This window comes from Mycobacterium sp. NGS33 (assembly GCF_059812885.1).
Map to the genome: position 1 here is coordinate 144,867 of NZ_JCALDN010000005.1, position 14,645 is coordinate 159,511.

6 protein-coding genes are annotated in these 14,645 nt (G+C 69.7%); all 6 read left to right on the forward strand.

The features are described 5' to 3' along the window. The first annotated feature begins 26 nt into the window (after window positions 1–26). Genes AC5Y5B_RS12635 through AC5Y5B_RS12660 form a run of 6 tightly spaced genes read left to right on the forward strand, consistent with a single transcriptional unit; the run spans window position 27 to window position 14,645 of the window. Entirely contained in the window at window positions 27–2,981 is a 2,955-nt protein-coding gene (locus AC5Y5B_RS12635; protein ID WP_500005489.1) for a vWA domain-containing protein, read from the forward strand. Further along, window positions 2,981–6,526, forward strand: coding sequence for a tubulin-like doman-containing protein (locus AC5Y5B_RS12640; RefSeq protein ID WP_112634494.1), 3,546 nt, complete (start codon window positions 2,981–2,983; stop codon window positions 6,524–6,526). Before AC5Y5B_RS12635 ends, AC5Y5B_RS12640 begins: the two co-directional genes overlap by 1 nt. Window positions 6,527–6,528: 2 nt before the next feature. Next, the gene (locus AC5Y5B_RS12645) at window positions 6,529–9,183 is read left to right on the forward strand and encodes a hypothetical protein (protein ID WP_500005490.1); all 2,655 of its coding nucleotides are present in this window, start codon (window positions 6,529–6,531) and stop codon (window positions 9,181–9,183) included. A 1-nt stretch (window position 9,184) separates the two neighbouring features. After that, entirely contained in the window at window positions 9,185–11,227 is a 2,043-nt protein-coding gene (locus tag AC5Y5B_RS12650) for a SaeA-related protein (protein ID WP_500005491.1), read from the forward strand. Then, window positions 11,224–13,713, forward strand: a complete 2,490-nt coding sequence (locus AC5Y5B_RS12655) for a GAP1-N2 domain-containing protein (RefSeq protein WP_500005492.1) — start codon at window positions 11,224–11,226, stop codon at window positions 13,711–13,713. The genes AC5Y5B_RS12650 and AC5Y5B_RS12655 overlap by 4 nt, the downstream gene beginning before the upstream one ends. Then, entirely contained in the window at window positions 13,713–14,645 is a 933-nt protein-coding gene (locus tag AC5Y5B_RS12660) for a hypothetical protein (protein WP_500005493.1), read from the forward strand. Before AC5Y5B_RS12655 ends, AC5Y5B_RS12660 begins: the two co-directional genes overlap by 1 nt.

Consider the following 14,645-nt stretch of genomic DNA (forward strand, 5'->3'; position numbering starts at 1 on the left):
CTTGCGGCCGCAACGGCGTTGCGATATTGGCGCGGGTCGCCGCGGCCGCCTTCTTGGCCGTGGTGCTCAACGTGGTCGGCTGGGCGCCGGTCGCGTCGGCGACGGGCTCGCCGGGGGCCAGCCGGTTCGGCGCATGCCTGGCCGCGCAGAAGACCGGGGACCTGTTGTTGTTGTTCGACGAATCGAGCAGCCTGCAGCAGACCGACCCGCAGGCCGCGCGGGTCCAGGCCGCCCGCTACCTGGTGCAGACGCTGGGCAAGTACGCCGACCGGGTGAGCGCGAAACTCGACGTCGCGGTCGCCGGGTTCTCCGATACCTATGCCCCCGAACATGATTGGACTCAACTCACCGGCTCGACCGCCGACAGCGTCGGCGCGTCGCTGGACCCGATCGCCAAGAAGAACACCGGCATCGACACCGATTACTGGCTGGCCCTTGACGGCGCCCGGCAGGCGCTGACCACACACGGCGGCCAGGTCAACAAGGGTCAGCGCTGCCAGGCCATCGCCTGGTTCTCCGACGGCATGATCGATTTCACCGCCCGCCCGGTCACCAAGCCCTACGCCGACGGGGTCCCGCTGGACTCACCGAACGGAATCCCCGACACCACCCAGAAGGCCGTCCAATCCATCTGCCGCCCCAGCGGTCTGGCCGACCAGCTGCGGTCGAGCAACATCATCATGCTGGGAATCGGGCTGGGCGCCAAGCAGACTCCCGGCGACTTCAACGTCATGTCGGCGATCAGCACCGGCAAGGGACTGCAGGGCCTGGCGTGCGGCGCCATCACAGATCCGGTGCCTGGCGACTTCTTTCCGGTCGCCAACATCGACGACATGTTGTTCGCGTTCGACGCGCTGAACCCGGATCCCGGCGTGACCGACCAGGGCGGGGTGTGTCCGATCAAGGTGTGCCCGGAGGCGCGGCACAACTTCGTGCTTGACCGCTCCATCAAAGAGGTCAACATCCTGGGTTCCGGTGGCGTGCCCGGCGTCGAGCCCTACCTCGTCTCGCCGACCGGGCAGATCCTGCCGCTGCCCAAAAAGGACGGCGCCCAGAACGTCAACGTCGACGGCGTCTCGGTGAACTATCAATGGCAATCCGAATCCGCGCAGACGATCTCGCTGCAGAACGGCAACGCCCCGCACTGGAGCGGGCAGTGGGCCATCGTCTACGTCGACACCACCGGCCAGCACCCCGACGCGGTGTCCAAGGTCAGCATTCACATCACCACCGACATCTTCCCGGCCCTGACGGGCGCCGACAAAGTCGCCTGGCACAGCGGCCAGACCCTTAAGGGCCTGGTCTTCGGATTGGTTGACGGCCAAGGCAAGCCGATGATCCCGAGCGACCTGGCGGGCTCGGCCACCATGTCGGCCTCGTTGGGCCCCGACGGCGCCGCACCCATCCCGCTGCTGACCGCGGCCGGCAAGGACGACATCGCCAAGCCCGTCGACGCCGACCTGACCAAAGTCGCCCCGGGACACGCGACGTTGCGGATGTCGCTGGTGATCACCACCGCGGACACCACCGATCTCAACGGTGGACCGATTGCCGGCACCCAGTTGTCGCCGCAGGAAGTCGACGTGCCCGTGCAGATTTTGCCCAAGGTCGGTCTGCCCACCCCGGGCGAGCGCATCGACTTCGGCACCGTCGAGGGGGCCAAGGGTGCGACCGCGACGCTGAACATCACCGGCCCCGGTTGCGCCTGGATCAGCGACGCCGATACCGCGACGGTGTCGGGCGCGCCCGACGTCATCGGCACGCCCCACGTGGGTTCGCCGACGAATTCGGGCCAGCACTGCCTGAAGGTGCAAGCGGGGGAGACCGCACAGCTGTCGGTCACCCTGCGCACCGACCACAACGGTCACGGTGGTCTCAACGGCACTGTGCCCGTTCACGTTTCGACGCTGGACAATCCCGACGACGCCCAAACCGTGCCGGTGGCCTTCACGGCGTCGATGATCAACCCGCTCAACACCACCAACTTCATCCTGGTGCTCATCGCCGCCCTGCTGCTGGGGCCCGGAATCCCGTTGGCGCTGCTGTACGCGTCGAAGTGGTGGGTCAGCAAGATCCCGGACAATCCGCTGCTGGCCGAACGCATTCCGGTGGAGGTCGAGCACGATGCGGTGCTGCGCGGCGGTGAACCGTTCGCGATGGCCGACAGCGATCTGGTGCAACCGGTTACCGGGCTGCCGCCCGGCGGCACCCGCCAATTGTCCGTGGCCGGGATCAATCTCTCGGTCGTGATGGGGCGCAGCCCATTTGGTTCCGGCCAGGTGGTCGTCGACGCCGAGGGTCTGGTCAGCGTCGGGTCGAAACTTCCCGGATCGGACAAGACCGGCCTGCGCGCGGTGCTGCCGCTGGCGGTGCACAACACCTGGGTGCTGCTGCACAACCCGTACGGGCCCGAGAACGCCGCCGAGGTGCTGGTGCTGGTGGCCGGAACCACCGACACCACCGCGCGTGAGCGGCTCTACGAAGACATCGCCCAGCGGCTGCCCGACCTGCTCACCGGGTTGCGGTTGCGTGCCGTTCAGGCGGGCCTGACGGCGCCGTTCGCGGCGCCGGGTGAGACGGCCTCACCGTTCGGCGACACCCCCGCCGGCGTCGTGGCCGGCCCGGCCGGAGCCGATCCCTTCGGAGGCACCGATTCACCGTTCGGCGGCGCGCCCGTCTCGACTCCTGCTTCGGCACCTTCGGCTCCTGCTCCGCCTCCTCGGCCCGCGCCGCCGCCGCCCGCCGCGACGGGCCCGGTACCGCCGGGCTTCAATGAGGCGGAGACACAAGAGCGGCCGATACCCGAACCGATACCCCGCCAGGACGACACGATGGCCGCGGGCTACCGGTACGGCGACGAGCATGTTGAGCGCGACGAGCGCAAGGAGGGTGGGCCGCCCGGGCCCCCGCCGACCGAGGGGACACAACCCTCCTACCGATTTGACCCAGATCCATTCGACCCCTTTGGAGAGGGCACCTGATGCGACGTTTCCTGGTAGTGGGCTGCGGCGGTTCCGGCGGCGCCACGCTGTCCCTCATGATGGACCAGCTGCGCTCCGAACTGCACACCGCGGGGATCGAAAAGCTGCTGGCCGGTTGGCAATTCGTCCACATCGACGTCCCGAGCGCCGCGGAGTCGGGCCCGGAGGGGCTGGCGAACGTGCCCGCCCAGGGCGGCAGCTACGTCGGCTGCGGTCCGCAGGGCAGCAGCTACGCCGTCCTCGACGGTGCGCTGTCGCAACGGCTGGCGGCCGAATCAGCGCTGGACACCATCGCCACCTGGGCGCCGCGCAACCCGCAAGAGGTGTCGATCCCGATCTCGGCCGGCGCCGGGCAGTACCGGGCGATCGGGCGCATGATCACCCTGAGCAAGGCCGCCGAAATCCACGCTCGCCTACAGGCCGCTTGGGACACGCTGTTTCGCGTCGAGACCGTCTCGGAGATGTCGACGGTCGACGTGCCGGGCATGGGCCGCTTCGACCCCAACGAACCACCGCTGGTGTTGGTGGTGTCGTCGATGGCCGGCGGTGCGGGCGCGTCGATGGCCCTGGACGTCTGCCGGCTGCTGACCCTGGTCACCGGTCTGGATCCCCGGTTGATGGGCGTATTCATGGTCACCCCAGACATTTTCGACTCGCTGCCGCAAAGCGCCATCATCGGCGTACGCGCCAACGCGCTGGCGATGCTCGGCGAGATCGTAGCCAGCCAATCGGGTGCCGCCCGCGAACACGACGTGCGAATCCTGCGCGCCCTAGGCCACCATCACGGTGAGGGAGAACCGATTCCGTTCGCGCGGGTGTTCCCGGTGGGCCGCTACATCGGCGCCGACCGGACTCTGTTCGGCGACGGCTCGCAGTACGCGGTGTACCGGGGGCTGGCGCGCGGGCTGGCCGGGCTGATGATGAGCGGGCGGGCCAGCGACCAGTTCGTCGCCTACGACCTGGGCAACACCGCGTCCCCGGTCGGTGATCGTGACCTGCTGGGCTGGGGCATCTCGTCGTGGGATGTGTTGCCCTGGGGCACCTATGGCTTCTCCAGCCTGAGCATGGGCCGCGACCGCTACGCCGAATACGCCGCCCAGCGGCTGGCCCGCAGCTGCGTCGACAAGCTGCTCGACGGGCACATGCAGAAAGGCAACCCGGCATCGAGCACCGAACAGCTGGACTCGCTGCTATCCAGCCAATGGGCCGCGCTGTGCGGCGAACTGGGATTGCCGCCCAGCGCCGGCGACGAGCAGACCCGAGTGAGCCAGCTCGGCCGCTGGATCGGCACCGAAGCCTTCACGGCCGACACCGTCGCCGCCACGGTCAACAGCCTCATCGACCGTCAGCTGCGCAACCACCTGCCCAACCCGGAGGGCGTCGCGGCCGAACAGTGGGTGCCGACCATGCGTCAAGCCGTGCACAACCGGCGCGCCGAGTTGACCCGGGCATGTGCGGATGCGGCCTACGCCATGGCCTTTCAGTGGCATCAAGACTTCGCCAACCGGCTCGAAAAGGTGGTCGGCGCGGCCATCGCCTCGCTGGGGCTGCCGTTTGCGCGCGAAGTCGTCGACCAGCTGCGCCGGCACATCGACGACAAACTGACCGCCGGGGTTGCGCAGCTGGGCAACATGGGTCCGCCCGACATCGTGGCGATCTCGCCACAGGTGGACGCCGGACTGCGATCCCTGCACGGCGTGATGACCAACACCGATCAGGTGGTGGCGGCGGTTGTGGACGGATTCCGCGCGACGGTGCGCCGTCAGCTGTTCGCCGACGCGGCCGCCCGCATCGCCGACGTGATGCGCGTGGTGGGTGTGGAGCTTTTGGTGCCGTTGCGGGATCGACTCAGCGAGGCCATGATTCAGCTGGAGATCGCCCGTTCGGAGCCGCCCACCGATGTCGGGCTGGCCCGCCTGGCCACCGATCAGTACGCGGCCTGGCCCGCGGACGCCGACGAGCTGGTGCCAAGCCGGTTCGCGGAGGCGAACAACGAAGTCCTGCTGATCAATTCGACCGCCTTCAAGGGGCGCTATGAGGCCGACCTGCCGAAGGCGGTGGCCGGCGCCAACGCGATGATCCCGTTGCAGTCGGCCATCGAAGAGGCGACCGCGCGGGTGATCCTGGGGGAGTGGCAGACCACCGGCGGCGTGGCCGCGCCGGGCGGGTTGATCGAGCGCACCGCGACGTGGGTCACCCGCGCGTTGGGCACCGACCCGGAGACCGGCCGGGCACGGGTGCCCTCGATCGCGCAATTCGACATCCACACCCGCCCAGTGGAATTGCTGCGCCGGGCCCGGCTGTACGTCGAGCGTCCCGGGGAGTCGTTCGCGGAATTCTGCAAGGTCTCGCTGCGCGACTACGTGCAGGGCGCGGGAGCATCGGAGTCCGAGCTGGTGGCGCGCCGGCGCGACATCGCCACCAAGTTCGCCGAGGCCTTGTCGCTGGCGCGACCGCTAGCCAGCGTCAACGACCAGGCCCTGCAGCGGGTCCACCCCGGTCAGCAGACCGAGTACCGCTATAAGTTCTCCGAGATTCCGTTCGCCGGTCAACCGGTCGACCGGGAACTGTTCGAGGTCATCCGCAACAATCCGCGCATCGATCAGGCGACGAAGGACAACTATGGGCGTTCGCTGTCCGACGAGGACAGCGTGACCCGCATCGACATCTTCGGCTCCTATCCCAACTATTCGCCGCTGGCGTTCGACTCGGTGCTCAAGCCCGCGGCCCAGCAGTGGGCGCAGACCGCGGGACCCGGGCGGGGCGCCTTCTGGAAATACCGTCGCTCCCGGCCGCTTTCGGCGTCGCTGCCGATGACCGACGAGCAGCGATTCGCCATGACCGGTGGCTGGTTCGTCGGTCAGCTGCTGGGCCGCATCCAGATCCCGGCGTCCCCGTTCACCGAGCCGGTGCGGATTTATGACGCGGACAGCGGGCAGTGGCTGAACTTCCCGAACCCGCTGCTGACGCCGCCGTCGGCGTTCCATGCCCCCTACGACTGGTTGCCGGCGGTGCTGGAATCGATCCTGCTGGCCATCGCGCAGTCGCACGAGCCGCCGGTGATGCGATCGCTGCGGCCCTACAGCGTGCTGCGTGAGCTCTACGACGCGCATTCGCAAGATCCGGCCAGCGGCATCGTCGCGCTGTCCGCCCAGGGGCTGTTGCGTGAGTTTCTGCAAGGCATCTCGAACACGCCCGGCGTGCAGTCCCGGGTCCCGGGGATCGCCGAGGCCCAGGCCGCCGACGCGCGCGCCGCGGCGGCGATCGAGTGGCTGACCACCATCCGCGATGTTGCGGCGCAGTATCTTCCGGCGGACATGGCCGGCGCGACCCCGGGCGGGGCGTTCACCACCGTGCCGACGCGCACGACGGCGTCGAACACGCCGATGTTCCGCGACCTGGCCCCGGACGTGTACGCGGCCACCGGTGCGCTGATCAACCTGATCCAGCACGAGGCCGAGGCGCTGGCGGCCGGCGCGGCGGCGGGCGGCCCGGTGCTCGACGGCGGTGCGCCCGTGGTGATCCCCGAAGGCGGGACGTTCTGACCATGGCTCTATCCGATGCGTCACCCGCGCTCACGGTGATCGTGGCGCCTCACCTGCATACCGACGAGCTGCTCGGCGTCCTGTGCGATTACTCCGCCGCGGGACTGCTGGGCGTGTTCGTCTGGGTGGACGCCGGCGACGCGCGTGGCCCCGCCACAGCGGCGACGATGGTTCGCGACGGCCGGTCGGAAAGCGTTGTGCTGCAGCAGGTGTTGACCGCACAGCATTATGACCGGGTCAGGGTGGCGGTGTTGGTTCCGCTCGAAGCCCCGGCGGATCAGCGGGCGCCCCTGGCCGCCGAGCAGTTCGTCGAACAAGTGGTGCGCAGCACCGCCAGGGGAGCGAGGATGACCCTGCTGCGGATGTTGCTCACCAGTGGGCGGGCCGGAGCCAGTCAACTCAGCCCATCGGTGGTCGTGGAGGGCTGGCACAACCTGCTGATCGCGCCGGAGGATTCGCCGGCACCCGGGCTGGGTGCGGTGCCGTGGGGGCACCTGGCCGAACCGCTGGATCTGGCCCAGCGCGCCGCGCCGGTGGTCGCCGCGGTGGCCGGCTTGTGGGCCGACGTGCAGCAGACCCCCTTCGACAGCGTGGAGATCCTGCCGGGCCAGACGCTGCGCGCGGTGCGCGCGTTCTACCGCAGCCTGGACACCGCCGACGTGGAACGACGGCTGCGGGCGCGACTATTCGACCCGGCCGGACGGTTGCCGTTGCCGCACGGCGGCCAGGTGCCGGTGCTCTACGTCGAGGACGTTGCGGCGGCCACCCAGACGATGGCGCGGGCGCTGTGGACCAAACATCGCGACGTGCTTCGGGGGCCGCGGATGGGCGCCGACGACGTTGCCACCCAGGCCATTTCGATCTGGGCCGCGCTGAAGATGTTCCTGCGGTTCATGGGTGGGGCTCTGCGTAATGCGCCATCGGCGTGGCTGTCGGCGGTCAAGGGATCGGTATCGGCGGTGTTGGCCTCGACCGTGCAAGGCACCGTGTTCGGCGGCCGCGAATCGGCGTTCTCGGTGGTTACCGGCAGTCAGCTCGCCGACTGGCAGGATCTCGGCCGTAGCGCGGACACGCTCAACGCGGCCATCGGCGGATCGGCGGCCAACGGGCAACTGGCGCAACAAGATCTCAGCCCGCTGTGGATCGACTTCGTCAACGGTGCGCTCACCCTTGCCGACGGTGGGCGGCGAGCCAAGGGGCTCGACCCGATCCAGGTGGGCGCGGGCGTCGGTGTGTTGGCCAACGCCGCCGACGTCGTACCGAGTCGCGCGGATCGGTTCACCGCCATTCCGACGTCGCTGGCCGCGGTGATCGGCGTCAGCGACCTGGAGCCGGCCGACGTGCTCGGCGTCGCCGATCTGCGCCAGCGGTTGCAACGCGCCTATTCCGATCCCGCCGCGGGCGTGGAGGCGCGTGGGGCATCGACCGAACTGGAGCGCTGGCAGCAGCATGCGTCGAAAAGCTATGCCTGGCAGGCGGGATCGATCCTGGCCGACTTCCTGGGGCGGGCCCGCACCGAAGTGGCGCAGATAGCCGAGCAGATCCAGCGGGCGGCGAGCGAGATCTCGATCGACGAGAAGGTGCGCGCCCGCCAACAGGCCATCGGTACCATTCTGGCCACCCTGACCTGGGGGACGCTGGGAGTGCTGCTCGTCCTGATCGGCCTCGCGGTCGCCGACTTCACCGGCTGGAAATACACGTTGATCACCGGCGGCATATTGATCGGCCTCTACGTTGTGGTGTCGCTGACGCTGTTCCTGTTCGCCCAGCGCGACATGTTCACCTTGATGAACCTGCGGAAGTCGCAACAGAATCAGCTCGAGATGATGCAGGCGAATCTGCAGACCGCACTGCAGGATGTCAGCCGCCTGTCCACCGCCTACGGCCAATACTTGTCCTGGTGTCGCGTGCTGGGGCCCGTGCTGCGCGCGCCCTTCGGCCCCGCTCCGGCGGGACGCTCGGCGGCACCGCTGATCTCCGACGGCCTACCCCGTTGTGCCCAGGTCGGGGTCGCCGACCCTGGCCCGGAGCGCGCCGACGACGCCGCACATGCCATCCAGCGCCGCCTCTACGCGCTGGGCTGGCTGACCAAGCCGTGGCAGGAGATGGTCGCCCATGCCGCGGGCCGACTGCGGGAGGAGCCCGAAATGCTCTATCGCATGCCGGGTTTCCACACGTCGTCGGGTCTGGATCAGTGGTCGGCGGCGGTGGCTTCCGGGCAGGTGCACTCCACCGGCGCCGACGCCCTATGGCAGCGCGTCGAGCAGATGTTCGCCGAGGATGACCGGGTGGGCGCGGCGCTGACCGGTGCGGTGTTGGCGCCGGCGGTGGGCCAGCACGTCGGCTCCGAGCAGTTCGCCGCCGGAGTCGTCGACCATCGGCCGGGACAAGCAGCCCCCTTCGATGGTTCGGTGTTCACCGACGCGGCGATGACCGCGGGCCGCTGCGCGGTCGCGATCGATACCGCCACGATCGCCCGGCCCGGGCTGGGTTTGCGGGCCTCGGTGGTGCAGGCCAGCGACGGCCTGGCGCCCTACGACTTCACCCTTTTCGAGGTGCCGCTGGCGGCCGCGTCGGGATTGGAAACGGAAAAGACCACGGTGATCACGCACACCGAGCACCGTGACACACCGCCCGGCGGGGATTTGGTGTTCTAGCATGCCCGATCCGCAACACACCGGCGACGCCGACGACCCCCGACTGAACGCCCTGATCGCATGGCGCCAGCGCCTGATCGACTCCGGGGCGGTGTCCAAGGCGGGGTTCAAGGAAACCCACCTGCGGCTGATACTGCGCTCCGGACGCACTGACGTGGAACAGATTCGGGCCATGTTGCCCGGATCGGTCGCCGACTACGCCGAGGAGCTGGCGGCCGTGCTGGCCGAGGTGGACTCGGACTCGACGCCGGGCCGCCATCACCGCTCGGGAAGCCTGGCCGCGGTGGAACCCGACGGCGAAGCGACCGGTGCCGCGACACTGGCCGACGGCGAGGCGGGCGCCCAACCACCGCTCAGCTCAAGCGATTTCGCCGCCTACACCTTCGGCGAACAGACCGGCCCCCTGGCCGCCGTCACCGTCAGGCCGGCGCGCGACGACGCCGGGGGCTGCGAGCTGGCCTGGACCCCCTACCTGCCCGGCGGCGAGGCCGTGGTGATCTATCGGCTGGTCGCTCAGGAGGACAACGCGCCGTACTCCCCGGATCGCGCCCGCTTGGTAACGGCCACCACGGCGACCACCGCGGCCGACCCGGCGCCCTCGGCGGCGGCGGTGCGCTACTACCAGGTCTGGGTGAACGTCGGTGCGACCCGCGCGGAAGCGCTTGCGGCGCAACCGATCAAACACGCCGAAGGCGTCGCGGTCAGCCCGGTGCGTGATTATGTTGTTCGGCAGGACAACGGCAACGTCATCGGCAGCTGGACGGTGCCTTCCGCGGTGAGCACGGTATTCGTGTCCCGGTTGCCGGTCGAGGAAGCCGGTCGCGAGGGTCCCCAGCATCGGATCTTGCTCGACCGTGATAATCGGGCGGGATTCGTCGACTCCGATCCGGCTCCCGGCCGGCACTATCTGTATCGGATTCGGGCGGCCGTCCCGGTCAACGGCGTGTTGCGGCTGTCGGCGGCGGTCGAGGCCGACGTCGAAATCGCCGCCGTCCTGACGCCGGTCACCGACTTGATGGTGACATCGGCACCGGGGTCCGCCGATGGCTTCGAACTCACCTGGAAGCCGCCGGCCGCCGGCGAAGTGGTGATCTATCGCAGCCAGACCGGCCCAGCCGCCGGCGCCGAGGCCAACGAGTTGCCCGAGGCGGCGCTCGAGCAGATCGGGCTGACCCCGGATTTGCGCTTGACACAACCGATTACCGAACAGCCGGGGCCCGATGGACGGCCGCGGTCGAGGATGTCGGGAGTGTCCTGGCCGACGGATTGGAGTCGCGCCTACTTCACCCCGGTCACCGTGCTGGCGGGTCGCGCGTTGCTGGGCAAGACCTTCTGCTCGGTACGCACCGGAGTCATCCGCGACGTCGAACTGGCCGAATATTGCAACAAGCAGGTCCTGACATTCGACTGGCCGCAAGGCGCCGCCGTCGTCGTGGTGTACCTGGCGCCCAAGGGCTACGACCCACGCAACGGGTTGACCGGTACCTCCTACGAAATCACCGTCGAGCAATACGAAAAGTACGGCGGCCTGCAACTGCCCAATGGCAAGCTTCCGGTGAGCGGGTGTTCCCTGCATCTGGCGCCGGTGGCGTTTTCCGCGGGCCGCCGCGCCATCGGGGCGGTGCGCAGCGTCGAGTACGCGGGCTTGCTGCGGCTGCAATACGCGGTGCAGTTGAGTCGCGACCCGGCGGGTCAGCCGTCGCACGCCACCATCTATATGCGGTCCGAATACGAGGTGCCCGGGTCGCCGGCGTTCGTGCTGATCAACCATCCCGATCGAATTCCGTTGTCGCCCACCGATGGTGAAGCACTCGATGCGGCACCGCTGGATGCGCAGGGTGGATTGGCGGCCACCCCGTCCAAGGAACTGCGGTGGTCGGCGTTGACCACCGCCGGAACCGCCGAACCGTGGGCCGTCGATCTGCGGGGCCGGCGCGGGTGGATCAGGCTGTTCGTCAACACCCCCTCGGCGGCGCGGCTGCGCACCATCGCGCTCCTGGACCCGCCCGTGCACAGCCTCCGGCTCAGCGTGGGCGCGCCGTGACCCCGCGCTACGGCCAACTCGCCTACACGAGCTTCGACCAGCCGGGAGGCGCGGGGGGCTGGCAGGTCAAGCAGGCCACCGGGGAGCTGTCGCCGGAGGAGACCCAGCGCCTGGCGTCGGGTGTGCGCACCGCCTTTCGGCCGGTTACACCGCTGCCCGACTATCCCACTCCCGAACAACTGGACGCGGCGCCGCGGCGCCTCGAGTACCGCCGATGGGCCAGCGATGCCGCGGGCTACTGGCACACCGTCGCCGCGGGCGCCGACAGCACCGGGCGTCCGGGCAACGTGTTCGCGCACGTATTGCTGGACAGGGCACCGGATTCCGCGCCGCGGCTGCGTCCGATCCAGCGGTGGGGTTCACCGAACTGGTTGCGTCCGTTCGGTGCGGCGGCGGTGGCTCGCGCCGCTTTGCCCGGCGATCCGCCCGGCGCGGCACAGGTCGTCACCCGAGAAACGGCGATCGCGTTCGCGCTGGACACCAGCACCTGGCGGGTGGGCACCCTGCTCGGATTGCTGGACGCGGTGGCGGCCGCGCTCGACGGCGGCGCACCCGTCGTCCTGGGCGCCGTCTCCGTCGACTCGGCCGCCCAGTGGATCGGTTTGGTGAGCTTCCTCATGTCGCCGGGAACCGCGGCCACCCTGAACTTCAGCACCTTCGACCGCGCCGACCAGCTCGGCCCGGCGCAGCACGCCATCGCGCACCTGGCCGCGGTGCCCGTCGAAGACTTAGGCACGGTACCAACCGGTTTCGTCGTCATCGACGAGACCGCGACACTATCGCTGGGGGAGTTGGGTGGCGATCCGCATCGAACCGCGGCCGGCCAGGCGATCGACGTCACCGCGTGGTCGGTGATGGCGCAGGAGGTACTGCTCGATCCGCAGTCAGCCCTCGCGGTGCTCGACGAACTCGACCGCCGTGCGGCGCAAACCCCAGATCGAGACCTGCACCCCGCCTGGCCGCTGGCCGTCACGATCGCCGCCGACGAGGATTTCGCCGCCGCCCATCCCGAAGCGACCGCGATCATCGCGGCGCACTCGCCGGCTGGCATCGTCGCGGGATCACCGACCGAACGCCTTGTCGACGAGGCGCTTTCGGCCCTCGTCGGTCAGAGCACCTCCGACGCCTGGAAGGCCGCGGAACAGAACCTGCCCGGCTTCGCCGGGGAGCACGCGGCGCTGACCTACCTGTGCCGGGCGATCGATGACGACACCTGGCTGGACCAGCTCGGTCCGATTCCCTTGGGCCGCAACAGCTATCACGGCCGACCGGTTCCCGAGCCCCTGACGGCAGCCCTCGGGCCGGCGTTGCGGCGCGCAAGCGGCACCGGTGACCCGCAGCGACTGCTCAAGCTGATCGATCTGCTGCTGCGGGCCGGCGTCGACGATGACCGCCTGACGAAGGCCCTCACCGAGCGGGTCGCGGCCCAGCTGGCCGACCCGCACACGGGACCCACGCTGGCCCGACGCCTGACGCATCGGCTTGGTCCAGAGACCCGGATCGCCGCGGCCGCCGCGACGCTGCGTCTGAGTTGCGACGGCGCCACCGCGATCAGCGACGCCGTGCTGGATTGGTTCGCCGACGGATCCACCATGCCCCCGCCGGGCGAACTGCTGGGTGCGCAACCGTGGGATGTGACCTGGACCCGTGCGGCGGTGTGCGGCATGCGCGCCGAGCGCCACCCGGGTGAAGCGGACAGCTTCGCCGAGCTGTGGTGGCTCGCGGCCAACGGATCCCCGTACCGCGACGAGCTGGCGGCCCGCCGCGTGTGGGACCCCACGCAACTGTTGGCCGCGGGCGGCGCCGCCTTGAGCACCCCGGCGCTGTTGCCGACGCTGCTGGGGGCGCCCGACAGTGAATCATTGCTCCAGCTGGCCGACCAGATCACCGCCGCCAACAACGATGACCTCGCGGTGGCAAGCGCCGCGCTGCGCGCAGTCAGCCCGGCGTCCTGGGTGCAGCGGGGTTACATCAACACCCATCACCGGGCGTACTCCAGACTGTGGGATGCGGCATTGGGCGAAATCGGCCCCGGGCGGGTGCATTCCGACTGCGCGGTGCGGGTGACGGTGCTGGCGGTCCTGGGCCTGATCGCCGGGCAGCCACGGCCCGTGCTCGCGAGTCAGTTGGCCGCGGATCGGGCGGTCGCCGCTGCTGCCGTCGAGCAGCTGATAGCCCTGGCCGATGCCGATATCGTCCCGGCCACAGAGGTTTTGGCGGCCAGCCTGTTACGCGCCGACGCCGCCGAGCCGGGCGATGCCGTCGACGGCGTGCTCGCCGCGGCCGCCGCCGCGCTGGCCGCAAACCGCCAGTTCAGCGAAGACGACCAAGAGGCAGTGCTCGCGACGATGATGCGGATGGCCGGCAGCAACGACGCAAGCCCGCCACGGCGCTACCGCAAGCTGATGAGCGCGATGCTGGCCCGCCGCGCCGACGGGCGAGCGCCGCTGGCCGCCCCGCCGGCTCAGATGTGGAGGAACCCCTGATGCCGATCTACGCCCTGACCGCACGTAATCAGCGCGCCCACATACCCGTCGGGCCGCTGTCGGTGTCCATCAGCGGTGCGGTACACGACGCCGCGCTTGACATCCAGGGCGCCCCGGGCCAGCCCGTGGTGCGCTCCAGCCCTCAGCATGTCGTCTTGCCCTCGCTGACCGGTCCAGTCAGCATCGCCGTCCGGCCCGCGTTCACAACACAATTCGGCGCCGACACCGTCGTGCACCTGGCGATCGCGCACGATGTGCCCGACGAGGCCGACCCCGTCCAGGTGCTGTTCGATCCGGTAGACGTCAGCGGTGACTCCGCGGTGGTGTTCGCTGAACTGCGGCCCGCCGGGCACCACATTGAAGTTTCGGTGACCGCCGCCGCCGACACGGCGCTGAGCCCACTGGCGGCCGCGGCCCGCACCTCGGCGCGGCGTCTCATCGGCAGGGACCGCAAGCAGGCTCACGCCGAACTGGTTGTCGCGCTGAACAGTTCGGCGTCGATGCGGCCCTGGTTCGCCGATGGCAGCGCGGCCGCCGCGACCGACGTGGCGGTGGGAGTGGCCGACGCCCTTGGGATCCGTGACGTGGCCGCGGTGCTCGTCGGGGCCGACGTCACCAAGATCGCTGCGGAAAGCCATGCCTCCGGGCCGGGCGCGGGGCTGGCCGAAGCGGTGCGCAAGGTGCAGCCGCGGTGGTCGGCGGGCGCGCGCTGGTCGAGGCTGCGGACCGACATTGCCACCGTGGCCTGCTCGGACTTTCCGGCCAGCGGTGTGCAGCACGGCTTTGCGTTGATCACCCTGTCCGATGACCGCCGGGTCGCCGGACCGCGGCTGCCGGCGCCTCGGTCGGGACAGGATGCGGCCGCGGAACTGCTCGCGCATCCGCAGGTGCTCGACGACATCACCGCCGGGCTTGTGCGGGCCCTCACATGA

Coding starts and splice junctions, on each gene's coding strand:
- AC5Y5B_RS12640 (WP_112634494.1), top strand. CDS start 2,981: ATGCGACGTTTCCTGGTAGTGGGCTGCGGCGGTTCCGGCGGCGCCACG.
- AC5Y5B_RS12645 (WP_500005490.1), top strand. CDS start 6,529: ATGGCTCTATCCGATGCGTCACCCGCGCTCACGGTGATCGTGGCGCCT.
- AC5Y5B_RS12650 (WP_500005491.1), top strand. CDS start 9,185: ATGCCCGATCCGCAACACACCGGCGACGCCGACGACCCCCGACTGAAC.
- AC5Y5B_RS12660 (WP_500005493.1), top strand. CDS start 13,713: ATGCCGATCTACGCCCTGACCGCACGTAATCAGCGCGCCCACATACCC.